The organism is Austwickia sp., from assembly GCA_016699675.1.
GTDB lineage: Bacteria > Actinomycetota > Actinomycetes > Actinomycetales > Dermatophilaceae > Austwickia.
This window is the reverse complement of record CP064985.1, coordinates 1,285,427-1,310,014: the sequence shown is the minus strand read 5'-3', so window position 1 is coordinate 1,310,014 and position 24,588 is coordinate 1,285,427. Positions and strand designations below refer to the sequence as shown.

The 24,588-nt window shown below is 72.7% G+C and carries 15 protein-coding genes and 4 pseudogenes; 15 read left to right on the top strand and 4 right to left on the bottom strand.

Annotated elements, in window-relative coordinates; all coding sequences use genetic code 11:
* Nucleotides 1–75 precede the first annotated feature (75 nt).
* From IPK37_06070 to IPK37_06035, 8 genes and pseudogenes are all read left to right on the top strand, one after another.
* Nucleotides 76–990 (top strand): LysR family transcriptional regulator, encoded by a 915-nt coding sequence (locus tag IPK37_06070; protein QQS01944.1) that lies wholly within the window; start codon nt 76–78, stop codon nt 988–990.
* A 107-nt stretch (nt 991–1,097) separates the two neighbouring features.
* Nucleotides 1,098–1,918, top strand: a pseudogene (locus IPK37_06065) (tartrate dehydrogenase).
* A gap of 29 nt (nt 1,919–1,947) precedes the next feature.
* A pseudogene (locus tag IPK37_06060) lies at nt 1,948–3,328 on the top strand (cation:dicarboxylase symporter family transporter).
* A 137-nt stretch (nt 3,329–3,465) separates the two neighbouring features.
* Nucleotides 3,466–3,840, top strand: coding sequence for an adenosylmethionine decarboxylase (gene speD, locus IPK37_06055; GenBank protein QQS01943.1), 375 nt, complete (start codon nt 3,466–3,468; stop codon nt 3,838–3,840).
* A gap of 10 nt (nt 3,841–3,850) precedes the next feature.
* A complete protein-coding gene (locus IPK37_06050) occupies nt 3,851–4,720 on the top strand; it encodes a hypothetical protein (GenBank protein QQS01942.1) in 870 nt (289 codons plus the stop codon).
* The gene (locus IPK37_06045) at nt 4,717–5,802 is read left to right on the top strand and encodes a type III PLP-dependent enzyme (GenBank protein ID QQS01941.1); all 1,086 of its coding nucleotides are present in this window, start codon (nt 4,717–4,719) and stop codon (nt 5,800–5,802) included. Before IPK37_06050 ends, IPK37_06045 begins: the two co-directional genes overlap by 4 nt.
* A gap of 152 nt (nt 5,803–5,954) precedes the next feature.
* The gene (locus tag IPK37_06040) at nt 5,955–7,562 is read left to right on the top strand and encodes a Na+/H+ antiporter (GenBank protein QQS01940.1); all 1,608 of its coding nucleotides are present in this window, start codon (nt 5,955–5,957) and stop codon (nt 7,560–7,562) included.
* A 98-nt stretch (nt 7,563–7,660) separates the two neighbouring features.
* Entirely contained in the window at nt 7,661–8,488 is an 828-nt protein-coding gene (locus tag IPK37_06035) for an aldo/keto reductase (GenBank protein ID QQS01939.1), read from the top strand.
* Between the two features lie 743 nt (nt 8,489–9,231).
* On the opposite strand, the pseudogene IPK37_06030 reads toward IPK37_06035, so the two are convergent.
* Nucleotides 9,232–9,762, bottom strand: a pseudogene (locus IPK37_06030) (NYN domain-containing protein).
* 163 nt (nt 9,763–9,925) lie between these two features.
* Here IPK37_06030 and IPK37_06025 point away from each other — a divergent pair.
* Nucleotides 9,926–10,324, top strand: a complete 399-nt coding sequence (locus IPK37_06025; GenBank protein ID QQS01938.1) for a hypothetical protein — start codon at nt 9,926–9,928, stop codon at nt 10,322–10,324.
* 138 nt (nt 10,325–10,462) lie between these two features.
* On the top strand, nt 10,463–10,867 hold the full coding sequence (locus tag IPK37_06020; protein QQS01937.1) for a hypothetical protein: 405 nt from the start codon (nt 10,463–10,465) through the stop codon (nt 10,865–10,867).
* A 115-nt stretch (nt 10,868–10,982) separates the two neighbouring features.
* On the opposite strand, the gene IPK37_06015 is transcribed toward IPK37_06020, so the two are convergent.
* Both IPK37_06015 and IPK37_06010 read right to left on the bottom strand, forming a co-directional pair.
* Nucleotides 10,983–12,209, bottom strand: coding sequence for an MFS transporter (locus IPK37_06015; GenBank protein QQS01936.1), 1,227 nt, complete (start codon nt 12,207–12,209; stop codon nt 10,983–10,985).
* Nucleotides 12,206–13,402, bottom strand: coding sequence for an AI-2E family transporter (locus IPK37_06010; GenBank protein ID QQS01935.1), 1,197 nt, complete (start codon nt 13,400–13,402; stop codon nt 12,206–12,208). The genes IPK37_06015 and IPK37_06010 overlap by 4 nt, the downstream gene beginning before the upstream one ends.
* A gap of 174 nt (nt 13,403–13,576) precedes the next feature.
* Between IPK37_06010 and IPK37_06005 the strand changes: the two genes are divergently transcribed.
* On the top strand, nt 13,577–14,284 hold the full coding sequence (locus IPK37_06005; GenBank protein QQS01934.1) for an alpha/beta fold hydrolase: 708 nt from the start codon (nt 13,577–13,579) through the stop codon (nt 14,282–14,284).
* A 7-nt stretch (nt 14,285–14,291) separates the two neighbouring features.
* Here IPK37_06005 and IPK37_06000 read toward each other — a convergent pair whose 3' ends face one another.
* Complete coding sequence (locus IPK37_06000) at nt 14,292–15,971, bottom strand: alpha/beta-hydrolase family protein (protein QQS02707.1); 1,680 nt, start codon at nt 15,969–15,971, stop codon at nt 14,292–14,294.
* A gap of 152 nt (nt 15,972–16,123) precedes the next feature.
* Here IPK37_06000 and IPK37_05995 point away from each other — a divergent pair, with 152 nt between their 5' ends.
* The 4 genes and pseudogenes from IPK37_05995 to IPK37_05980 all read left to right on the top strand — a co-directional run bounded on the left by IPK37_05995 (nt 16,124) and on the right by IPK37_05980 (nt 24,572).
* Nucleotides 16,124–17,788, top strand: coding sequence for an ATP-dependent DNA ligase (locus IPK37_05995; protein ID QQS02706.1), 1,665 nt, complete (start codon nt 16,124–16,126; stop codon nt 17,786–17,788).
* Nucleotides 17,789–19,231: 1,443 nt separating this feature from the next.
* A pseudogene (locus IPK37_05990) lies at nt 19,232–20,149 on the top strand (Pr6Pr family membrane protein).
* A 152-nt stretch (nt 20,150–20,301) separates the two neighbouring features.
* On the top strand, nt 20,302–20,946 hold the full coding sequence (locus IPK37_05985) for a TetR family transcriptional regulator (protein ID QQS02705.1): 645 nt from the start codon (nt 20,302–20,304) through the stop codon (nt 20,944–20,946).
* Between the two features lie 125 nt (nt 20,947–21,071).
* Nucleotides 21,072–24,572: an MMPL family transporter gene (locus IPK37_05980; GenBank protein QQS01933.1), complete on the top strand. Its 3,501-nt coding sequence runs from the start codon at nt 21,072–21,074 to the stop codon at nt 24,570–24,572.
* The last annotated feature ends 16 nt before the right edge of the window (nt 24,573–24,588 follow it).

The window sequence follows — 24,588 nt, the reverse complement described above, 5'->3', positions numbered from 1 at the left end:
CAAGTCCCTTTGTGTCACCGTGGAGAGTCCGCCCGTACGCCGAGCGCGGCGGGCCGCATCGCGGAGGGAGCAAGCATGGACCTGCGCCAGCTGCAGTATTTCCTCGCGATCGTCGACCATGGCGGATACCACCGGGCTGCCGAGGCCCTGCTCGTCTCGCAGCCGTCGCTGTCGCAGTCGATCGCCAACCTCGAGCGCGAACTCGGCGTACCGCTCTTTCACCGCGTCGGCCGCGGCGTCGTCCTGTCCTCGGCGGGGCAGGATCCGGTCGGCCGCGCGCGCACCCTCGTCCGCGATCTGGAGGCGGCCCGCGCGACGGTCCTGGCGCGCCGCGGCCTGCAGGCGGGCCGCGTCGACGTCGTGTCCATGCCCTCGCCGGGCATCGAGCCGCTGACCGGCCTGGTCTCGGCCTTCCTCTCGCGACACCCGGACATGGCGGTGAACGTGCGCGCCGCGTTCAGGCCGGAGGAGACGCTGGCGGCCGTCCGCACCGGGGAGGCCGAGATCGGGCTCGTCGGGTCCCGCGAGGCGGTGCGGGCGGCGGATCTCGTCGTCGTACCCATGGGCCGGCAGCCGCTGGTGCTCATCGTCTCCCCGGCGCACGACGGGTTCGGGACGGAGCGGACCGTACGCCGGGAGGGCCTCGCCGGCCAGCCGTTCGTGGTCTCGCAGCAGGGCTCCCTGATGCGTTGGCTCATCGACGACGTCATCGCCGGCGGGACCGACGCCCGGATCGTCGCGGAGGTGGGCCACCGCACCTCGATCCTGCCCCTGGTGCTCGCCGGTGTGGGGCACGCCGTGCTGCCGTCGGCGTGGACCGAGCTGGCGCGGGCCTCCGGCCTGCGGGTGCTGGGGATCGAACCGCGGGTGCCGTTGCACGTGGCCGTCGTGGCCCGACCGGCGCACCTCACCCCGGGGGCGGCGGCGTTCCTCGACCTGGCCCGGGCCACGCCGCGTCGGCGCCGGGAAGCGGGTGTTGAGCAGGATTGATCGTCTGAGCCGATCGGTCCTATCGAAATTGTGTCTTGGACCTATCAATGGGGGCGCCGCTCTACTGGTGGCCAACGGAACCGCCACCTCAGCACCCGAACGGAGCGCCCCATGAACACCTTCCGCATCGCCGCCATCCCCGCCGACGGCGTCGGCCTAGAGGTCGCCGAGGCCACCTCGACTGGGTCTGCATCCGTGAGAACAGCGAAGGGGAGTACGCAGGGATCGGTGGCCGCAACCTCTCCGGCCGCGGCCCCGGGAACGAGGTTGCCATTCAGTCCTCGCTGTTCACCGAGAAGGGCTGCGAGCGGATCATGCGCTACGCCTTCGACCTGGCCCGCACCCGCGCCGTGCAAAGGTCTCCAGCGTGACGAAGTCCAACGCCCAGCAGTACGGCATGGTGCTCTGGGACGAGGTCTTCGCCCGCGTTGCCGCCGACTACCCGGACGTCGCCACCGAAAAGGTCCTCGTCGACGCGATGAGCGCCAAGTTCGTCCTGCACCCCGAGGACCTCTCGGTCGTCGTCGCGTCCAACCTCAACGCCGACATCCTCTCCGACCTCGGCTCGGCGCTCGCCGGCTCCCTCGGCCTCGCGGCCAGCGCCAACATCAACCCCGAGCGTCGCTTCCCCAGCATGTTCGAGCCGGTCCACGGCTCCGCCCCCGACATCGCGGGCCGGGGTGTCTGCAACCCGGTGGGCGCCATCAGTTCCGCTGCCCTGATGCTGGACCACCTCGGTCGCACCGCAGAGGCGGCCGCCATCGAGCAAGCCGTGGCGATCGTCACCGGCCGCGGCGTCAAGACCGCTGACATCGGGGGGACCGCTCGCACGCTGGAGGTGGCTCGGGCCATCGCCGACCAGGCCGCCGAACTGTTGCCGCCGGCAGCCGAAATCCTGACGCCCACAGCCGAACTCGCGACCGTCTGAGACGCCGCCGACTCACAAGGGAGTGAGCCATGAAGATCATCGGGCAGGACGCCGCCGCGGCGAGCGTCGCTAAGAAGCCCTGGCATAGTCAGCTCTATTTCTGGGTCATCGTCGCGATCGTCGTCGGGATTGTCCTGGGCGCGACGAACCCCTCGCTGGCCCAGTCGATGGAGCCGATCGGCACGACCTTCGTCGCGGCGATGCGGATGCTCATCGGGCCCATCATCCTCCTCACGATCGTGGGCGGCATCGCCAGCGTCGCGGACCTGCGCAAGGTGGGGATGACCGGGCTGAAGGCCCTCTTGTACTTCCAGGGCGGCACCATATTGGCCCTCGCGATCGGCATGCTCCGAGGGGGCTGCCAGGCTCATCGCCTCGGGTCAGGACCAGCAGTGGTGGTCGTTCCTGACCCACATCGTCCCGGACAGCTTCACCGCCCCGTTCGTGACGACCGACATCCTCCAGATCATCTTCATGGCGGTGCTGTTCGCCATCGCGCTCAACCTGACCGGGCCGGTGGGTCGGCCGGTGCTCGACGGCATCGAGCGGCTGACCGCCGTCTTCTTCAAGATGCTCGGGATTCTGATGAAGGCCGCGCCGGTGGGTGCGTTCGGCGCGATGGCGTATGCGGTCGGCAAGTACGGCGTCAGCACCCTCAGCAGCCTCGGGTCGCTGGTGGCCCTGTTCTACGTGACGTCCGCGCTGTTCGTCGTCGTCGTGCTGGGCGGCGTCATGGCCCTGCTGCGGCTCAACATCTTCGCGCTGCTGCGCTACCTGAAGGAGGAGTACCTCCTGATCTTCGCGACGTCGACCGCGGAGCCTGCGTTGCCGGGTCTGATCCGCAAGATGGAGAACGCGGGGGTCAAGGAGGAGACCGTAGGGCTGGTGGTGCCCACCGGCTACAGCTTCAACCTCGACGGGGCGGCGATTTACCTCTCCCTGGCCGCGATCTACATCGCCCAGGCGACGAACACCCCCCTGACGATCGGCCAGCAGCTGGTCATGCTCGCCGTCATGCTGCTCACCTCCAAGGGCGCGGCGGGCGTCGCGGGCGGCGGTTTCATCGCCCTCACCGCCACGCTGTCGACCGTCGGGCACATCCCCGCCGCCGGGATCATGCTGATCTTCGGCATCGACAAGTTCATGTCCGAATGCGGGGCGCTCGTGAACTTCACCGGCAACGCCGTCGCCGCCCTCGTCATCGCCTGGTGGGATGGCACCCTCGACCGCGCCCGGACCCGCGAGGTCCTCGCGGGACGCGCCTCGGTCCGCTCCGAGGCGGCAGCAGACTCGGCCCTCGCGGCGGCGCCGGCCGCTCGGTCCGTCGGCGCGTCGAGTGCGCCGTCAAGTCTTTCCGCGGGAGAGCTACCGACCTCAAGTGAACGTGAGGTTATTCCCGCCCTCGCGTGAATGCGCAGGTGGTGCGGCAGAGGGCGGGTACGTCGTGACGACGTACCCGCCCTTTTCCCGACCCGCCGGCAGCCCTCGCGACCCCGCCACCAGCGAACTTGATCGGCGGACCGGTCACGTGCTGGTAATCTGTCGCGGTGCACGAATCCCCCGCCGGCGGCCTCGGCGTCCAGGTGGCCGCCGATCTCTATGGTTGCGATCCAACGGTCCTCAACGACGTCCCCGCGCTCGAGCGCTTGCTGCAGGCCGCAGCGGACGCGTCGAATGCCACCGTGGTGGACAAGCTGACGCACACGTTCACCCCGGTGGGGGCCACCATCGCGTTGGTCCTGGCCGAGTCGCACCTGATTCTGCACACCTGGCCGGAGCGCGACTTCGTCGCGCTGGACGCGTTCACCTGCAGCGACGCCATGAAGCCGGAGGCTGCGGTTGAGGTCGTCCGCGCCGGGCTCGGCGCCCAGCGGGTGGAGTCGAGTGTCGTCGCGCGCGGTGTCGCGTTCGCCAGGACCTGAGGCTCACTCGATGGCGTGGTTCACGGAGGCGCAACTGCCCGGCGGGCGCGGTGGGATCCGGATCGGGATCGAGGTGAGCGAGCAGCTCGTCGACGAGCCAACCGAGTTCGGGCACATCGAGATCTACGACTCGCCGTTCTTCGGCCGGTTTCTCGCGCTTGACGGGATCGTGCAGGTCAGCGAGTCGGACGAGTTCATTTATCACGAGATGATGGTCACCCTGCCGGGGTTGCTGCACGGCTCCCCCGAGCGGTTCCTCATCCTCGGCGGCGGCGACGGCGGCGCCCTCAAGCACGCTTTACGTTTCCCCTCCTGCGTGGCGGCGACGCAGGTCGAGATCAACGATCGGGTGCGCGAGCTGTGCGCGCTCCACCTGCCCGGCGTCTCCGACGGCGCCTTCGACGACCCGCGGGCGAACCTCGTGTGCGGCGACGCGTTCGAGGCGGTGCGGGACGGCGCCACGGCGTACGACGTCATCACGCTCGACCTCACCGACCCCGACCCCGACGGACCGGCCGCGCGGCTCTATCAGGCCGAATATCTGGCCGCCGTGCGGGACCGGCTCACCGACCGGGGCATCGCGGCGATCCACTGCGGGTCCCTGCTGTTCCAGCCGGACGAGGTGGCGGCCATGAGCGAGCTCATGGCGCAGGTGTTTCCGCACAGTGGGCTGCGGACCGCGGTTGTCCCGACGTACCAGCTGTCCGCGTTCGGATTCCTCTACGGCAGCCGGGCTCCGCTGCCACGCTTGTCCGACGCCGAGTACGCCGCGCGGGCGGCGCAACTCGGCGCCGTGCCCCGATTCCTCAACGCCGGCATGGTCGAGGCCACGGCCGTGCTCCCGACGTACCAGCAGCCGCTCGTCCGGGGCCCCGTGTGACCGCCCCCCGGCTGGTCCTGCGGCCCGCGGCCGCGGCGGAACAGGTCGGGCGCATTCGGGCGGGGCTGCCCGGCTTCGACATCCTCTACGCGGTGAAGTCGCTGGCACACCCCGCGATCCTCACGGCGTTGGCGCCGGTGGCGACGGGTTTCGAGGTGGCCTCGCTCCGGGAGGTCCGCGACGTCTTGGGGCTCGGGATCGCGCCCGAGCGGCTCCTGTTCGGAAACCCGGTGAAGCCCGCGGAGGACATCGCGCGGGTCCACGAGCTGGGCGTGCGGCGGTTCGTCTTCCAGTCGGCGGGCGAGGTGGACAAGCTCGCGCGACACGCCCCCGGTGCGGACGTTCTCGTCCGATTCGCGCCCGCCGCGGCCGTCGGGCCTGCGGACACAGCGCAGTTCGCGCGCAAGTTCGGCTGCGACGCGGAGCAGGTGGTGCCGCTCCTGCGGCGCGCGGCGGAGGCGGGTCTGGGCGCGCGTGGCATCTGCTTCCATGTGGGGACCCAGGTGCCCACGCCTGACCCGTGGTGCGCGGGCCTGGTGGACGCGGGCCGGCTGGTGGCGCAGGCGCGGGCCGCCGGACTGCCCGTCGACCTCGTCGACATCGGGGGCGGCTTCCCGGTCGACGAGCAGACCCACCCCGGGGCGTGCGCCGAGGTGTTTGCGGGCATCGCAGACGCGGCGCGGCGGCACCTCCCGCCCGACGTACGGCTGTCTGCGCAGCCCGGCCGATTCGTCGCCTCCCCGGCCGGGGACCTGTACACGTCGGTGATCTCCCGCGAGGAGCGCGGCGGGTCGTCGTGGTTGTTCCTGGACTGCGGCGTCTTCCACGGCCTGCTCGAGGTGCTCGAGTTCGCCAAACTCCCCTTCCGGGCCGAGTTGACGCGGTCGAGCACCGCGCAGGCGGTGGAGTTCGTGCTCGCCGGGCCGTCCTGCGACGGTTTCGACGTCGTGCCGGGCACGGTGCGGCTGCCCGGCGACGCCGCCGAGGGCGACGTCATCGTGTTGCGGCAGGCCGGCGCGTACGTCGACGGCTACGCCAGCCGGTTCAACGGCATCGACCCGCCGCAGATCGTGCTCGACTGACGCGACCCACCGAGCGCGAGCCGACCAGCAGACGCGACCCTCCGCTCCATCCCGACCTGTCCGACTGCCGCCCTCTTATGCCCACTGGCGCCCTCCATCAAGGCGGGCGCCAGTCGACATAACAGGGCGGCAGTGCGTGGCAGGCTGAGAGGGTGCTCGGGCTTGAACTGATCGTTGCCGTCGGCATCGCGGTCCTGCTGGCCAGCCTGGCGGCACGCCGCCTCGGCATACCGTCCCCATTGCCTCTGGTCGCCACCGGCCTGCTCCTCACGCTGATACCGCCGTTCCGAGGGCTCGGGCTGCCGCCTGAGGCGGTGCTGCTACTGTTCCTTCCGCCGCTGCTCTACTGGGAGTCGCTGACGACCTCGGCGCGGGAGATCCGCCGGTTCCTGCGCGGGATCATCCTTAACGGCACGCTGCTGGTCATCTTCACGGCGGCCGTCGTTGCGCTCGTGGCGCACGCCCTGGGCCTGGCCTGGGGCACGGCGTGGATCATCGGGGCCGCGGTGGCCCCCACGGACGCCACCGTCCTGACGTCGATGGCCGGCCGATTGTCCCGCGGCCAGCAGACGACCCTGCGCGCCGAGAGCCTCATCAACGACGGCACCGCGCTCGTGGTGTACGCCCTCGCCCTCGACCTCGCCCAGCGGGATGCGGTCCCCCAGGCCGGCCACGTGGCCGCCCTCTTCGCCGTCTCGCTGGGCGGCGGGGTGCTGGTCGGGGGATTGGCCGGCGTTCTGGCACGCTGGGTCCGCCGACGTGTGGTCGACCCGTTGCACAACACGGTGGCGGCCGTGCTGACCCCGTTCACGGCCTATCTCCTCGCCGAGGGCATCCACGCCTCGGGCGTGGTGGCCGTGGTGACCTGCGGCCTCTACATGTCCCAGGTCGCGCCGCGCATCATCTCCGCGCAGGCCCGCCAGCAGCAGACTCCGGTGTGGACCGTGGCCAGCTTCCTACTCAACGGCACACTCTTCGTGCTCATCGGCCTGCAGCTGCCCGGCGCTGTGCACGGGCTGACCTCGGTCGCGCTGGGGCGGGCGCTGCTGGTCACCGCCGCGGTCTATGTCACCACCGTCGTGGCGCGGCTGGTCTTTCAGCACGTCCCCATCTTCACGATTCGCGTGCTTGACCGCCGCCCGTACCAGCGGACGCTCCGCACCACCCCAGGCTCCCGGATGGTCAGCACCGCGGCCGGCTTCCGCGGCGCCGTCTCCCTCGCGGTCGCGCTGTCCGTGCCCGAAACCCTCGCCGGCGGAGGCGACTTCCCGGCCCGCGACATGATCGTCTTCGTCACCGCCGGGGTCGTGGTCGCCTCGCTCGTGCTGCAAGGGCTGGCCCTGCCGCGAATCATCCGCTGGGCCAACCTGCCGGAGGATCACTCCGTCGCCGACGAGGTGCGGCTCGCGCAGCGCACCGCGGTGCAGGAGGCCTTCGCGGCGCTGCCGCGCATCGCCGGGGAGCTCGGTATCGACGCCGACATCACGGCGCACGTGCGCAGCGAGTACGAAGACCGCCTCTACGCCCTGCCGGGCGATGCCCACACCGACGGGGACGGGGATCGCGGCGCGGCTGAGGCACGGGGGCGGGACCGGCAACGACAGTACGCCGAGCTACGGCTGGCCCTGATCGCCCACAAGCGGGCCACCGTCGTGCGGATGCGGGACGCGCGGACCATCGATGACACGGCGCTTCGGCAGGTGCAGACTCACCTCGACGACGAGGAGGTGCGCTGGTCGGGCAGGACGTCGACGGAGTGAGGTCGCCCGCCGGCTGGACCGCCGCGGCTCATAGACTCTCCGGACGGCCCGCTACCCGCCGTACGCGCCACCGCCGCCCACGAAAGGGAATCGCCGCCATGACCACCCCCGCCCCCACCACCGCGCTCGCCGGTGGTAGCCAGATGCCGCAGCTCGGCCTCGGGACCTGGCCGCTGGTCGGCGAGGACTGCGCGGCCGCGGTCGCCTCGGCGATCGAGGTCGGCTACCGCCTGATTGACACGGCCGAGAACTACGAGAACGAGGACGGCGTGGGCGAGGGGATCAGCCGCAGCGGTGTGGCGCGGGCTGACCTGTTCGTCACCAGCAAGTTCAACAAGAAGTGGCACAGCGTCGACGGCGTCCGGCAGGCCTGCGAGGCCTCGCTGGAGCGGCTCGGTCTGGACTATCTCGACCTGTTCCTCATCCACTGGCCGAACCCGAAGCAGGGGACGTACGTCGAGGCCTTCGAGGGGCTCCTCGCCGTTCAGGAGGCGGGACTCGTCCGTGCCGTGGGGACGTCGAACTTCAAGGCGCATCACCTGGCCGACCTGTTCGCGCGCGGGTTCACCCCGGAGGTCAACCAGATTCAGTTCGACCCGCACACCCTGCGGGCCGACCTCGTGGCCCTGCACCGCGAGCATGGGATCGTCACGGAGGCGTGGCGGCCGTTCGGCGAGGGCGGGAGTTGCACCGCAGAGGCGGCGGTCCAGGAGCTGGCGGCGAAGTACGGCAAGACCCCGCAGCAGATCGTCCTCCGCTGGATCGTCCAGCAGGGGCACGCCGCCTGCCCGAAGTCGGCGGACCCGACCCGGCAGGCCGCGAACCTCGACGTGTTCGACTTCGCCCTGACGGCCGACGAGATGGCCACCATCGCCGACGACCGGCCCGACCCCAAGAAGCTCGACGCCGACCGCTTCGGGCACTGAGCTGGCCGTACGGCGTACGGCGTACGGCGTGCGGCAGGGCCGGTTCAGGCCATCCGGACGCGGGCGATATGGAACCAGAACCGGTCCCGAACCGCGTGCCGGTGCGCGTCATCCAAGTCCTCCCCGGCGCCGCGGCCCGCGAGGTCCACGAGCAGCGCCCGGTCCAGCTCGGCCGGAATGGCGGGACCCCGCTCGCGCAGCTCGATGAGCGCCTGGGGGGTTGCGCTGCTGCACCAGGCCGCGACCACCCGCTTCGCGACGTCGTCGAAGAGTTCCGGCGTCAGCTCGAGGGGGGCGGGGCCGGCGGGCTCGCTGGGTCGGTCGGCGACGGCCGGGGTGCCCGGCAGCACGAGTTCGGTGGGTTTGCGGCGGGCCAGCAGCGCGGGGCTCGGCGGGCGGGCGGGCTCGAGGGGGCTGGCGGCGGGCCCGGGTGTGGTGTCTGACGGCGCGGGGTGGCCCTTGTCCAGGTGGCCTGCCGCGACGGCGGCTGAGCCGATCCCCGCCGCGACCTGACCCCTGGTGCGCTTACGGGCGCGCGGGGCGGCGCCGGGAACCTGTTCCGCCGCCGAGCCGACACCCTCGGTGCCGCCGGCTGCGTCGGCGGACGACCCCGCAGTCGACGGGATCGCGGAGGGGTCGGTCGCCGCGCCGGCCTCCGCCTCGGCCGCCGGGCCCGCCGCCTCGGCGTCGCCCGCCAGCGAGCTGAGCAGGCCCTCCGGAATCGCCATCGATTTCACGGTGCGGTCGATGGCCGCGGGGTCGATGAGCAGCACCCGATCGGCGGCGCGGATGAGGTGTTTCGACACCGCCAGGGGCCGCTCGTCCTGACCGGCGACGGCCAGCAGCACCACCTGCACACCGCGCCCCTGGGCCTCCTCGACCGCCTCGGTGAGGTCGTCGTCGCCGGAGACGAGGTAGGCCACGTCCGCGACCCGATGCTGCGCCTGGATGGCCAGGTCCAGCCCGATCCGGACGTCGACGCCCTTTTGTTCGCCCGAGTAGGAGAGGCGGCCGAGGCGCAGCTTGACCCGGGGGAGGGCGCCGATCTCATCCTGGGTCGCGTCGGGCATGCCGCCCGGGCGCGAGCCCGCGTCGTACCAGTTGACGCGGAGCAACGGCATACCGCTGTCGGCCTCGATCTGGGCGATGAGGGCGGCGATGAGCTCGGCGTACTCGGTCTGGACGCCGCGGCGCAGGGAACTGCCGGTGACCCGCGTCGCGGCCGCCGCGAGCAGGTAGCCGACGTCGACGTACGCCGCGCAACAGGACCTCATGCCTCCACCATGGCATCCCGCGACCGTGCCGTGCAGGGCCCGTCCGGGAGACCTGGAGCGGTGTTGCGGCTGTTGGGCATTCGCTCAGGTTGCGCGGCGCCGAACCGATGGGGAGGCGCAATCGGGCTGCTGGGCGGCCCGGGGACGCCGATCGGAGCGAGTCATGAGCAAGGGTGCCGGGCCCCACCCTGAGGGTGCGGGGGCCATCGACGTCGAGGCGATGTGCCTCGCCGCGATGGACATGCTGGACGCGCACCTGCCGATGATCGCGGCCACGTTGGCCACCACCGAACGGCTCGTGCAGAGCGCCTCGTCCGCCGCCGCGGCGACCGAAGAGCTGCGCGACCACGTCTTCGGTCTCGTCGAGGCCGGTCGCGACGTGGCACACCGGCTGGGGCGGGGCGCGGACATGGCCCTGCATTTGCTCGCCGAGGGCCCCGGCAACGTTCCCGGCGGCCGGGCGGGCGACCTGCGCCGTGAGCTCCTGGATCGGGTCGCGGAGCTGGGCGGCCTGAGCGCCAAGCTGCGAATCGCGCAGATGCAGCTGGCGCGGATCGCCTAGAGGCACTTTTCGCCTGCGGCGGAACGGTATTCGCAGATTGTGCCGCGCTGGGCCGGGCACCGGAACCGCTCAACCCCCTAGCCGCCGTGTCGATGGGGGAGCCGAACCCTTCCAGGTCGCGACCGGCGACCGTACGACGTGACACCCGGAGTCTCGATAAACCAGGCACCGAAACCCGCTCAGCCGCCGACGCTCGATGCCCAGGTGTTCTGCGCCACCACGATCGACATCGTCCGGGCCCACGTCCCCACGATCGTCGGCAATCTCGCCGCGACGGACAGCCTGATCGCCCAGGCCCCGGGGGATGCCCGCGAGCGGCTCCGCCCGCACGTCGCCGGGCTGGTCGCCACAGGCTCGGCGCTGGCCCGTCGGCTGCTGCGCGCGGTCGACCTGGCGCTGTACACCCTGGCGGGAAGCGCCGAGGAGGTCGACCTGCCCACCGCCGACGACCTGCGGGAACAGCTGTTGGGCCTGGCCGACGACCTCGCGGGGCTGCTGGTCCGCCTGAGCTGCGTGGAGGCCCAGCTCGACCGGGTGGACTGACCCCGACTCAGCGGCTCACTGCAACAACGGCACCGTCGCTGCAACACCACCCTCACTGCCACACCACACCCGCACTGCCGCGCTACCACGGGCGGGCTCGGGTGGACATCACCGATTACCGTGGTTGCGGGAATCGGGGGCCGGACGGGTCGCGTGGTGATGGCGTCCGCGCCACGAACGCGGCCACGAGGACGCCCGCTGCGACCAGCCCGGTCAGCCACGCGACGAGCGCCGGCCAACCCAGCGCGTGAAACACGTGCCCCGACGCGTACCCCAGTAGGGACGAGCCGAGGTAGTAACAGGACAGGTACATCCCACTCGCCTCGCCGCGGTCCCGCGTGGCGGTCGCGCCGACCCAGCCGGAGGCGACCGCGTGGGCGGCGAAGAAGCCGGTCGTGAACAGGGCCGTCGCCCCGAGGAGGACCGGCAGGGCGGGTACGGCGACCAGCGGCAGCGCCAGCGCGGCCAGGCCCGCCCCGCCGAGAAGCACCCGCCCTCGGCCGACGTGAGCGGCCAACCGCCCGGCGTACGCCGAGGCGAACGTGCCGCACAGGTACAGCAGGAACACCGACCCCGCCGCCGCCTCCCCGAGGCCGAACGTGTGGATGAGCCGGTAGCCGAGGTAGTTGTAGAGGGACACGAAGGCCCCCATCAGCAGGAACGGCAGCACGAACAGGCCGGCCAGCCGGGGATTGCGCCAGTGCCGCAGCACCGCCGTCGTCTCGGTGGCGATGGTCAGCCGCTTGGGCACGAACCGACGCTGGCGGGGCAGCACGAGGGCCGTCAGGGTCGCGCTGGCCACCGCGAACGCCATCGCCGCCCCGACGGCCCAGCGCCAGCTCGAGAACTCCAGCACGCCGGCCGGGATGAGCCGCCCGAGCAGACCCCCGACCGTGGTCCCCGCGACGTACTGCCCCATCGCCGGCGCCAGATCGCGGGGGTCCACCTCCTCCGCGAGCCACGCCATCGCCGTGGCGGGCACGCCCGCGAGCAGCAGCCCCTGCAGCCCGCGCCCCGCCACGAGCCAGGTCAGGGAGGGCGCCAGCGGGAGGAGCAAGCCCAAGACGCCGGCCGCCAGCGCCGAACCGACGATCACCCGGGTGCGCCCGAACCGTTCCGACAGCACGGACGCCGGCAGGATCGTCACCGCGAGCAGGCCCGTCGCGGCGCTCACCGTCAGGGCGGCCTCGGCGGGCGTGGCGTGCAGGTCGGCGCCCAGCGCGGGCATCACGGCCTGCGTGCAGTACATCGCGTCGAACGTCGCCAGCCCCGCGGCGACCAGGCCCACCACGGCCCGCCGGTAGTCCAGCTCGCCCTTGCGCAGCCCGGGCGAGGCCGTCATGGCTTCGCGTCGGCCGCGCCCTCGTAGGTCAGCGGGTCCGCGGCGATCAGCGCGTTGGCCCACCGCGCGTTCGGGTCGGCGTCGATGAGGACCGCCTTGAAGAAGAGCGTCGCCGGCACGGCCAGCAGCGCCCCGAGCACCCCGAGCACCCAGGCCCAGAACAGCAGCGACACGAACGTGAGCGTCGCGGTGATGCCGACGGCCTGACCGGTGAACCGCGGCATGATCAGCGACTGGACCACGAAGTTCAGGCCTAGGTAGACGGCCACGACGATGAGCGCCGGGCCCGGTCCCAGCGCCAGCAGGGCCAGCAGCGCGGGCGGCACCAGACCGATGAAGAAGCCCACGTTCGGGATGTAGTTGCACAGGAACGCGAGGACGCCCCACACGAGCGCCAGCGGCACCCCGATGATCATGAGCGCGATGACATCGAGCACCGCCGAGATGAGGCCGAAGACCGAGGAGACGATCCAGTACCGGCGAACCCCCTGGGAGAACGAGCGCAGCCCGCCGATGATTCGCGGGTGGTAGCGCTGGGCCAGGTCGAGGCGATAGTCGATCGAGACCGAGTCCATCGTCAGGAAGAACACGACGCCGACCATGACGGTCAGCAGCGCCGCCCCCGTCGAAAGGTTGGCGAACACCGGCGTGATGACCCCGAGCGCGCTCGACGGGCTGATCTGTTGGATCTGCTTGAGCAGCGAGTCCGGCGTGACGCCGATCTTGGCGAGCTGATCCGTGATGGAGGTGAGCAGGCCCTGGAACTGCGTGTTGTACTCCGGCAACGTCGTGACCAGCTGCGTGATGGCCCATCCGATGGCCGTGAAGAACGCCGCGAGCACGGTCAGGACCAGCAGCCCCGTCGCGATCGCGGCGACGCTGCGGTTGACCCCACGCCGGGCGAGGGTGCTGTGCAACGGGTGCGCCGTGACCATCAGGTTGAGCGCGAGGAACACCGGCGCGACCACGCTGCCGAGGCCCTGCAGGAACATCACGCAGTAGGCCAGGCCCGCGCCGCCGACGCCGATCGCGAAGAGGCGCGGCAGGGTGGAGCGGGGTACGTCGGGAGCGTCGGCACCGTCCGGGGGTTCGGCGCCAACGATCCGCTCGTCGGTCGGGACGGGGCGATGCTCCGTCGACACTGCCGGGTCGGGGGCCGAAGCCTCCGCGTCGGTGGACCGTTCTGCCGTCATGGCTTGCCGCCTCGCCTGTCGCCTCGAAGTTCGGCGGGGCCGGTCCGCGGCCCCGCGTCGAACGGGCCCTGCGCTGGACCGGTTGACTCCGACCTCGATTGTGCCGCACCGGCGGCGGGCGATCCTCCCGCGCTGCGCGCGTCGCCCGCCGGGTGGCCCTGGAAGAGTGGGCGGGTGAGTGCCGCGACGCCGTACGCCGACCGGGGCCGGCCGCCCGCCGTCCTGCTGCACGGGACGAACGACACGTCGGCGACGCTGCGCCCCCTCGTCGACGCGCTGCGCCGCGACGGCCGGGACGCGACGACGCTCGACTACGGCTGGCACCGGCACGGCCTGCGTGGCCGGTTCGGTCAGGGCGGCCTGGCGCCGCTGGCGGAGTCCACCCGCGAGGTGGTCGCGGCGGCGGCCGCGATCCTGGCCCGGCCGCACACGCCGTACGTCGATCTCGTCGGCCACTCCCAGGGCGGGCTGCACGCGTTGGCCTGCGCCGCCGCGCTGCCGGACCGGGTGGCGCACGTCGTCCTGCTCGGCTCGCCGTTATGGGGCGTCACCCCGCTGGGTCGGTCCAGCCGCGTCGCGCACTCGGCGGGCCTGCGGCACGCGCTCGACTGGGCGCTGGGGCCGTCAGCGCGCGGAATGGTCGCCGGCAGCGGCCGGCTGCCGGACCTGACCGCCCTGCCGAGCGGGCCCCGCTACCTCCTGGTGGCCTCGCGCGACGACCGGCTCGTGCGGCCCGCCTACCTCGCCGGCGACATCGACCCCCGGCTGCGGGTCGTGTGGGTCCAGGACCTGGAGCCCGGGCGGAAGGTGAGCCACCCGATGCTGGTGTCCGACCCCGTCGTGACCGACCTCGTGCGCGCGGAACTCGACACCTGGCCGTAGGCCTGGGTCAGGTGCGGCCCACCGCGTCGGCGATGCGGTCCAGCTGCTCCGGCGTACGGTCCGCGATCCCGAGCACCGCCGCCCAGGCGGGCACCATCTCCCCGCCGTAGTACCGGTGTCCGTAGCCGCCCGGCACATTGTTCGACACCAGCATGTCGGCCGTGACCTGCCAGAACGTCACCTGGGTGGTCCAGCTCATCTGCGCCATCGGGGTGTCCCGGCGGGTCTCGTTGAGCCACGTCGGGGTGCTCCACATCAGCGAGGGGGACCACCAGGCCACGGGGTCGGAGGCGTGCTGCAGGTAGACGACCCGGGGGAAGTCCCAGGGGCCCAGGGTCCGGCCGTACTCGTCGGCGCTCAGCTGCGCGGCCCGGCCGGCGAACCGCACGTGCTTGCCGTCGTCCACGACCGGCACCACGGTGGTGGACCCCGGGTAGCGGCCGGCGGTCAGGGCGGCCCGATTGGGGGCGAACGCCGGCGTCCCGGACCAGAGCGCGCCGTCGACCTGCGCGAGCATCTGATCCAGGGAGGTGAAGGCGGCGTCCCCGCCGTACGCCCCCAGCGATTCCCCGGTCACGTAGAGCTTGGGGCGGGCCTGCGCGGGCAGCGCCGTGAGCCGGGCCCGGACCGCGTCGAGCAGCTCCCGCGCCGCCCGTCGCGGGTCGTCGGAGGCGGTGAGCAGGCCGAACGCGGAGGGCAGGTCGGAGTAGGCCATCGAGGCGAACGCGGTGTCGCCGTCGAGGAGGTACTCCAGCGAGCTCGCCCCCCACGTGTTGAGGTAGCCGGTGCTGGTGGCCGTCCCGAGCACGATCGCGCGTCGCTGCCAGGCGCCGGTCCGGTCGAGCTCGGCGAGGACGCCGTCGCGGGTCCGCTCGAGGGTGTCCTGCTGGCCCACGAAGACCCGGATCGGTTCCTTCGCCCGGCGGCCGGTGACCCCGGTGATCCGGGCCGCGTCCGGTCCGCTGGAGACGAAGATCGCGCCGTCCTGGCCGAGGCTCGCCCAGGGGTACGGCGACCCGGGGCCGCCGCTGCGCAGCGGTGAGGTGGGCGCGCTCTGCCCCTGCGGGGCCGTCCGATTGACCCGGTTCGCCTGGCCCTCCACCCCGGCCAGCACCAGCGGACGGGCCACCAGCGTGAGGCCCGCCCCGACGGTGGCGAGGGTCAGGAGGCTGGCGACCACCCGGGCGGCGGTCTCCCGGACCACCCGCGAGCGCACCCGCGCGAGGAACCAGTCGAGGAGGTCGGCCACGAGGCGCCACAACGAGATGGCCGCCACGAAGGTCACGGTGGCGACGAGGAGGCTGCCGATGGGGTACTCCCAGCCGGGTGGGTCCTGCCCGACGTACGTCGTGACGAACTGCTGCCAGCGGATCGTGAGGAACGGGAACGCCGCGGCCAGGAGGAGCACCAGGCCGAGGCCGAGCTCCTGCAGGCGGCGGGCGCGGTGCTTGTTGATGCTGACCTGCAGGCCGAGCCAGCGCTCGACGGCGTGCAGGAGGGCGCCGAGCACGGTGCCGGTCGCGTAGCCGAGCACGGCGCAGATCGCCGCGATGAACCCCTGCAGCCACCACGGCCGGGGCAGCAGCGAGGGGGTGTTGGCGGCCACGAACCAGAGCCCGGCCAGGGCGAGTCCGAGCCGCGACAGGCCGCCCAGGCGCCGTCGCCAGGAGGTCAGCCGCCCGAGCACCAGGGCGCGCCCGTGGGCGGCCACCCCCAGTCCGATTCCCTCGTCTCCCATTGCGATCCATTTAACCGCGTCGGCGGGCCGGGGCGGGCGCCGGATCCTTCCCGCGCCGGGTGTCGGAGGTGGGTCCTACTGTGTGCGGCATGCCTGCCCCGCTGTTGCTCGCCGATCTCGTCGCCACGTCCGCGGCCGTCGCCGCGACGCCCGCCCGCACGGCCAAGCGCGACCTGATCGCCGGGCTGCTGCGGCGCACGCCGGCCGACGAGGTGGGGATCGTCGCGGCGTACCTCTCGGGCACCCTCCCGCAGGGCCGCATCGGCCTCGGCTGGCGCAGCCTGCCGAGGGTCGCCCCGAGCGCGCAGGCCGACCTCGGGGTCGCCGAGGTCGACGCGACGTTCAGTCGGCTCGCGGCGACTTCGGGGCCCGGCTCGGCGGCGCGGCGCACGGCGCTGGCGACCGCTCTGTACGGCCAGGCCACGGCCGACGAGCAGGGCTATCTCGGGGCGTTGCTCACCGGCAATCTGCGGCAGGGCTCGCTGGAGGGGCCGCTGCTGGCGGCGATGGCGGTGGCGTACGACGTGCCGGAGCCGGTGCTGCGGCGGGGCCTGATGTACGCGGGCCGGCCCGGTCCCCTCGCCGAGGCGGCCGCCACGGGGGGAGCCGCGGCCGTTACCGCGCTGCGACTGGAGGTGGGCCGCGCCGTGCGGCCGATGCTGGCCGGTTCGGCGAAGTCGGTGGCTGCGGCGTACGCCGTCGCGGCGGGCGGACCGGACGCGTCCCTCGCCGACCGGTTCGTCCAGGCCAAGCTCGACGGCGTCCGGATCCAGGTGCACGTTCGGCCCGACGACGTGCGCGTCTTCACCCGAAGCCTCGACGACATCACGGACCGCCTCCCGGAGACGGTGGCCCTGGCCCGCTCACTGCCCGTGGCCACCGCGGTGTTCGACGGCGAGGTCATCGCGCTCGATGCGGCGGGCCGGCCGCACCCGTTCCAGGTCACCGGGGCGCGCACGGCGTCCACCCTGCCGGCCGCCGGCTCGGCGGTTTCGGCGCGGGCGGCCCGGTCGGGAGCGTCGGCTCGATCGGCCCCGTCGGGCGTGTCGGAGCTGCCGGACGCGCCCGTCCACTCGGCCGACGCGGCGCCGGTGGCCTCGCTGCCGGAGACCACGCCGCTCACGGCGTACCTCTTCGACGTCCTCCACCTCGACGGCCGCGACCTCGTCGACGAGCCGTTGGCCGTCCGGGACGCCCTGTTGCGCGAGGTCGTCCCGGCGGCGGCGCTGGTCGCGCAGGTCCGCGCGGGGGACGCGGCGGTCGCGGAGGCCTTCCTCGGCGACGTCCTCGCGGCGGGGCACGAGGGGGTGGTGATCAAGGACGCGGCTGCGCCGTACGCGGCGGGTCGACGCGGCTCGGGGTGGGTCAAGGTGAAGCCCGTGCGCACCCTGGACCTGGTGGTCCTCGCGGTGGAGCAGGGCAGCGGCCGGCGGCAGGGCTGGCTGTCCAACATCCACCTCGGCGCCCGGGACCCCGCCACGGGCGACTTCGTCATGGTCGGCAAGACCTTCAAGGGGATGACCGACGCGATGCTGCGCTGGCAGACGGAGCGGTTCCGCGAGCTGGCGGTGGATCCCGACGACACGGACGGGTACGTCGTGCGGGTGCGGCCCGAGCAGGTGGTCGAGATCGCGCTCGACGGCGTCCAGACGTCGCGCCGGTACCCGGGTGGGGTCGCGCTCCGGTTCGCGCGCGTCGTGCGTTATCGAGACGACAAGACCCCGGAGGAGGTCGACAGCATTCACACCGTGCAGGCCCTCGCTTGAAAATCCGACCCTTCGTTCGGTTGGACGGTCGTCCAGGCGCCTGACTACCGTCGAGCGAGCGGGTCCGCCGACGTTGGGGGTCGGCGCGTCTTGCCCCTCGCGAGGCCGCAAGTCGCGGCATCGCTGGATGTCGTGATCGCGGGCGAAGCGACGGGTGGGCGAAGGGGGCCGAGACGGTGCGTGACGAGGTCGTCCCGGCGGGGCACGAACACGAGGTGCGGATCGGGGAGTTCTTCTTCTCGGTGACCGACGCCGGCGGCGTCATCGAGCTGGCCAACGCCACGTTCGTCCGGCTCAGCCACTATCCGCACGGGGAGCTGATCGGCGCGCCCCACAACATCATTCGGCATCCCGACATGCCCGCGGGGGCCTTCAAGCTGGTCTGGGATCAGCTGCGGGCGGGCAAACCGGCCTGCGCCTACGTCGCGAACCTCGCCGCGGACGGCGGCACCTATCACGTCTTCGCGACCCTCCTGCCCGTCGGCGACAGGCTGCTCTCGGTGCGGATGCGACCGTTGGTACCGTCGCTCCGCGAGGCCTCCGAGCGGCTGTACGCGCAGATCCGGCCCGTCGAGCTGGCCGCGCGGGCGGACGGCGCGAGCCGGGACGAGGCCGCCGAGCTGGGGCTGGGCCTGTTGCTGCGGGGGCTCGAAACGCTGGGCATGGCGGATGCAGACGACCTGGCGTTGGTCACGCTGCCCGCGGAGCTGGCGGCGTACGAACGCGTCGCCGGCGGCCTGCCGCGCCGGCAGGGCGCCGTCGGGCCGATGGCCGATCTGCTCGCCGCGATGCATGACGTGCAGGCGCGGACCGCGGGGCTCGTGGCCCAGCTGGACGAGTACTCGGGGCTGATCGCGGCGCTGGAGTCGTCGTACGCCGACGCCGCCCCGGTGGCCGCGCGGCTCCTCGCGGTGGCAGATGCCACGGCGGAGGGCTCGCGGCTCGAGGCGGTCGTGGACGCGGCGCGGGCGGCGGCGGTGCAGATGTGGGAGGCGGCGCGGGCCGCCGGGTGCGAGCGCGACGTGCCGGGCCCGGCCGTCCTCGATGTGGGCGCGCGGATCTGCGGCCACGCCCAGGCCGCCGACGACGGGCTGCGTGGGCTCGGCGTGGACCTGGCCGCTCTCGCGGACGAGGTCCGCTGGCTGCGCATGCGGATCGCGCTGCTGCGCCGGCACAACCTGATGGTGGGCACCTTCGCGGTGGAGCTCCTGGACGGGGAGCCCGGCGGGAAGGTCGGCGCCGCGGGTGACGCCCTCGCCTCGATGGAGTTGCTCTGCCGTGCGCTCACCGAGGGCGCCCAGGAGCTGTCCGCGGCCCACGGCCGGGTGCGCGCGGCGACCCGGGAGATCCCGGGGACCGTGCAGGAGGCCGTACGGCTGGGCGACCGCATCCTGCGCCTGGCGCGGCGGTGGCGGGCGGAGGTCGTGGCGTACGGCGTCGCGGATGCGGCCGCGCCCCAGCTCACCGCCCTCGACGAGCACACCGCGGAGGGCTTCGACGAGCTGCGCCGGTTCCACGCGGTGGCCGCGCGCTGTCGGCTCCTGGACGACGCGTTCGACCCGCTTGGGCTGCGGGAGGCGATCGGGGCGATGGCCGCGGCGCTCACGGCGTACGGTTCCGAGGTCGCGGCGTGATCCCGGGGGGCGCGGCGTGACGCTTCTCGGCGAGCGGTGGGCCCGCCGGGTGCACGCGGGCGTCGCCGTGCTCGCCTGGGTCGGATTGGCGCTGGTCGTGCTGCTGTCGGCGACGGGCTCGTACGCCGACGGCGGTGCCATCCCGAAGCCCGGGCACGTGTACGGGATCAACCCGTCCGGCGGCGCGGGCGCGCTGTCCCGAGTGGCCGACACGCTGAGCTAGTTCACGGAATGGTCGAACGCGGTGGTCGGGGTGGCCTTCACGCTCCTGGCCCGGGGGGCGGGTCCGCAGCGGCGTTGGCGGCGGGTGATCCTGCTGGATGCGCTGCTGATGATCACCGTGACCGCGATCGTCTACGCGCTGCTGCCGGCGCCGGCCGAGCAGCTCACCGGCTGGTCACGGCTGACCAACCCGTGGCAGCACATCGCCGTACCCGCGGCGCTGCTCGCCTGGCTGGTGGCCGGGCCGCGGCACTGGTTCCGCCTGAAGGACGTCCCTGCCGCGCTGCTACTGCCGCTGGCCTGGGTGGCGTACATGCTGGTGCGCGGCGCCGTGGTCGGCGCGTATCCCTATGGGTTCGTCGACGTCGTCACCCACGGGTACGGTGAGGTGACGCTCACGATCGCGGCGATCATGGCGTTCGCGCTCGTGGTGGCCGGCGTCTTCGCGGTCGTGGACGGCCTCCTGGGACGCCGCGCTGGCCGCCCGACTCCGTCACCATGGTGATGCGTTCGCAACCATGGTGATGCGTTCGCAACCATGGTGATGCGTTCGCAACCATGGTGATGGCCCCCGCAACCATGGTGACGGAGGGTGGCGTGAGCCGTGGTGGTGGCAAGCTGCACTGAGAGTAACTTTGCGCTGAGTGCAGATTTCCGATTACTCTGGGGTACGTGAGCACCACTGCACGGCTCGGACGCCGAGCGGCCAACAAGGTCCGCACCCGCGAGGCGGTGGTCGAGGCCGCCGTACGGTTGCTCCAGAGGGATGGTCTGGAGTCGCTCACCGCCGAGAAGGTCGCGGACGAGGCCGGCATCTCCCGGCGTACGTTCTTCAACTACTTCCCCAGCGTCGAGGCCGTCTACGCCTTCCAAGCGCAGCAGGTCTTCGACCACCTCCGGGGCGCCCTCGCGGCCCGGCCCGTGGACGAACCGCTCATCGACGGCGCCAAGGCCGTCGTCGCCGAGGTCTTCGACGCCGACTCGCTGGCGGACGCCGTACGGACCTGGCGGGTCGTCGACAGCTGTCCGGCGGCCAACCGCTACGCGCTGGAGGCGACCTCCGACGCGCTGGTCGAGCTCGCGGGCGAATGGGTCAAGGACCGCCTGCCCTCCGACACCCCGCAGCTGCGCCGGCTGCGCGTCGCCGTGCTGACGGCCGCGTGCATCGGCGCGTTCGACGTCGCGCGGCGCGACTGGCTGGACCGGCACGCCGGCCCCGTCGACGCCCGCGCGCGCGACGACTTCGTCCACACGGTCGGTACGGCGTTCGAGGTGCTACGCCCGGCCGTCGAATACCCCTAAGCGCTCGACCTCGCGGACGTCCCACGACACCCCTACCCCCGACGACCCCTACTCCGACACCCCTACCCCAGCGAGGGGCCCGCACCCGGGCCCGTCGTGAAGTCCCTACCCGAAGGGTTTGAGCCGTGGCCACCTATCTCTACCGGCTGGGCCGGTTCGCCGCGCGCCGCGCGTGGGCCGTCGTGCTCGCCTGGATCCTGCTCCTGGGCCTGGTCGCCGGTGCCGCCCTGAGCTTCGGCAAGCCGTTCACGTCGAAGATGACGATCCCGGGCACCGAGTTCCAGACGGTCCTGGACGACCTCACCCAGGCGGTCCCGAAGGCCGCGGGCGGGATCGGGACGGTGGTCTTCAAGACCAAGGACGGTACGCCGTTCAGCGACGCCCAGAAGAAGGCGGTGGCCGTCGTCGCCACGGACTGGGAGAGCATCCCCGACGTCGAGAGCGCTCTTGACCCGTTCGCCACCCAGCAGCAGATGGACCAGGCCCGCAAGCAGGTCGCCGACGGCAAGGCCCAGCTGGGCACCGGCACGCGGCAGATCGCGGACAACGAGAAGAAGATCGCCGATGGCAAGGCGCAGCTGGCCGCCGGGCAGAAGGAGCTCGACGCGAACGCGGCCAAGCTCGCCGACGGCGAGAAGCAGCTCGCCGCGGGCGAGGCCCAGTGGCTGGCGGGCAAGCAGCAGTACGACGCCGGGGCCGCCAAGCTCGCCGACGGTCGCCGCCAGCTCGCGGCGGGGGAGGCCAAGCTCGCGTCGGGGCAGCAGCAGTACGACGCCAGCGTCGCCCAGCTCGCCGCCGGGCAGACGCAGATCACCCAGGGGTACGCACAGGTCGATCAGGGGCTGGCCGCCGCCGGACTGACGCGGGCCACGCTCCCGGGCGCCGTCGCCGCGCTGCAGCAGCAGGTCCCGGCGCTGCAGGGGGCGTACGACGAGGCCCTCACGGCGTACGGTCCGGACGCCCCCGAGACCATCGAGGCGCGCACGGCGCTGCAGACCGCGCAGGCGAACCTCACCCAGCTGCAGACCGCGCAGACCACCCTGGCCACCCTCGCGCAGAAGCAGGCCCAGGTCACGGCGGGCCAGCAGCAGCTCCCCGCCGCGAAGGCCCAGCTCGACGCCGCCCGCGCGCAGGTCAGCGCCGCCCGCACGCAGGTGGCGAGCGGCCAACGCGACCTGGCCGCGGCCAAGGCCAAGGTCGACGCCGGCCGGGCGCAGCTCGACGCCAGCGCCGCTCAGCTGGCCGACGGCAAGGCCAAGCTCGCCGCGGGGCGTACCAAGCTCGCCCAGGCCCAGGCCGAACTCGCCGCCGGCGAGAAGCAGCTCGCCGACGCGAAGGCCAAGCTGCCCGGCAGCCAGCAGGATCTGACCCGTGCCGAGCGGCGGCTCGCCCTGATGGAGGGGCTGCGCTCGGTGACGACGCGGGGTGACGTGGCCGTCTCGCAGGTCATCTTCAAGGAGGGCAGCTACTCCGTGCCGAAGGCCGCGAAGGAGGCGATCCCCGTCAAGGGGGCGGCGCTGGCCGACGCGGGCGTGGTGGTGGAGTACTCCAAGGAGGTCGTGCAGGAGCTGAAGTTCATCGGGCCCGGCGAGATCATCGGCGTCGTCGTGGCCGGGATCGTCCTGGTCGGGATGCTCGGCTCGCTCCTCGCCGCCGGGCTGCCGCTGCTGACCGCGTTGATCGGGGTGGCGGTCGGGCTGCTGGGCGCGGTCGCGATGACCCACTTCATCGAGATGACCGACGTGACCCCCGCCCTCGCGCTCATGCTCGGGCTGGCCGTCGGCATCGACTACTCGCTGTTCCTGGTGAACCGGCATCGCGAGCAGCTCGCCCGCGGAGTGCCTCTGGTGGAGTCGATCGGCCGCGCCACCGGTACGGCCGGCAGTGCCGTCGTGTTCGCCGGGCTCACCGTGATCGTCGCGCTGTCCGCGCTGCAGATCACCGGCATCCCGTTCCTGGGGATCATGGGCTTCGTCGCGGCGGCGACCGTGGCAGTCGCGGTGCTGATCGCCGTGACGCTGACCCCGGCGCTGCTCGGCCTCCTGCGGGAGCGGGTCCTCTCGCCGAAGGCTCGGACGGCGCTGGCGGCGAAGCTGGCGGCCGAGGAGGCCGAGGCCGACTCCGAGGACGCGCGGGCTGCCGAGGCCACCCGGGCCCGCGGCGGCGCGGGAGGCGGCAGCGGCGCCGGTAGCGGTGCCGGTGGGAGCGGCGGCACCAGCCTGCACGGCGGGGCCCACCACGAGGGGCGCGGGCACGGCTGGGGCGGCCTGGTCACCCGGCACCACTGGGTCACGATGGCCCTGGCCACGGTGCTGCTGGCGATCATGGCCATTCCGGCGGCGTCGCTGCGGCTGGGACTGCCGGACGGGTCGTACGAGCCGCACGACTCCACGGCGTACCGCACCTACGCCGCCATCGACCAGCACTTCGGCCCCGGCCGCAACGGCCCCATCCTGGCCGTGGCCAAGGTCGACGAGGCCAAGGCGGCCGGCCTCGACGAGGGCAAGCAGACCGACCTGGACCTGGCGTTGGGCGAGCAGTTCAAGGCCGTGCCCGGCGTCGCGTACGTCGTACCGGTCGGGCACAGCGACGACCGCCGGACGACGGTCTTCCAGGTGGCCCCCACGACCGGCCCCTCCGACGAGGCGACCACCGCGCTCGTGCGGGACCTGCGCGAGCGGGTGCCCGCGATCAAGGACGCCACCGGCGTGGCCTCGATCGGCTACTCCGGTCAGACCGTCGCCAATATCGACATCTCCGCGGCGCTGCGGGACGCGCTCCCGGCGTACCTGCTTGTCGTCGTGGGCATCTCGCTCGTCCTGTTGCTGTTGGTCTTCCGCTCGGTCGTCGTGCCGCTGCTGGCCACCGGCGGGTTCCTGCTCTCGGTGGCGGCGGCGTTCGGCGCGGTCGTGGCCGTGTACCAATGGGGATGGGCGGGCGCGCTGTTCGGGGTGGAGCAGACCGGGCTCGTGCTGAGCTTCCTGCCGACGCTGGTGATCGGGATCCTGTTCGGGCTGGCGATGGACTACCAGATGTTTCTGGTGTCCGGGATGCGGGAGGCCTGGGCCCACGGGCACACGGCCAAGACCGCCGTCCGGTCCGGCTTCAGCCACGGCGCGCGGGTGGTCACCGCGGCGGCGCTGATCATGACCGCGGTGTTCGGCTCCTTCGCGCGCGCCGAGCTGACGATGGTGCGGCCGATCGGGTTCGCGCTCGCCGTGGGCGTGCTGATCGACGCGTTCGTGGTGCGCATGACGGCGATGCCCGCGATCATGCACATCCTGGGGGAGCGGGCCTGGTACCTTCCCGCCTGGCTCGATCGGATCCTGCCCGACCTCGACGTGGAGGGGACCAAGCTGGAGCAGGCCCGGGCCGCCGAGTCGGGCGCGGTAGACGCCGCGGGCTCCGACGGTACGTCGGGTGTTGGGTCGGCATCGGACGGTACGTCGGGTGGGGCGTCGTCCTCGGATGCTACGTCGGCTAATGCAACGGCATCGGACCGTACGTCGGCTGGTGGCGCGGGCCCCGCTGGTACGTCGGCTGGTGGGGGTCCCGCCGCGCTCGACGTACCGGGCGATCATCCCTGGCCGGACACACGCCCGCAGCCGGCGGCGCCGACGACGTAAGGGAGCGGACAAGCTC

Excerpts from the sequence above, each read along its gene's own strand:
- IPK37_06070 (QQS01944.1), top strand. The coding sequence starts at position 76 with ATGGACCTGCGCCAGCTGCAGTATTTCCTCGCGATCGTCGACCATGGC.
- IPK37_06050 (QQS01942.1), top strand. The coding sequence starts at position 3,851 with ATGGCGTGGTTCACGGAGGCGCAACTGCCCGGCGGGCGCGGTGGGATC.
- IPK37_06035 (QQS01939.1), top strand. The coding sequence starts at position 7,661 with ATGACCACCCCCGCCCCCACCACCGCGCTCGCCGGTGGTAGCCAGATG.
- IPK37_06025 (QQS01938.1), top strand. The coding sequence starts at position 9,926 with ATGAGCAAGGGTGCCGGGCCCCACCCTGAGGGTGCGGGGGCCATCGAC.
- IPK37_06015 (QQS01936.1), bottom strand. The coding sequence starts at position 12,209 with ATGACGGCCTCGCCCGGGCTGCGCAAGGGCGAGCTGGACTACCGGCGG.
- IPK37_06010 (QQS01935.1), bottom strand. The coding sequence starts at position 13,402 with ATGACGGCAGAACGGTCCACCGACGCGGAGGCTTCGGCCCCCGACCCG.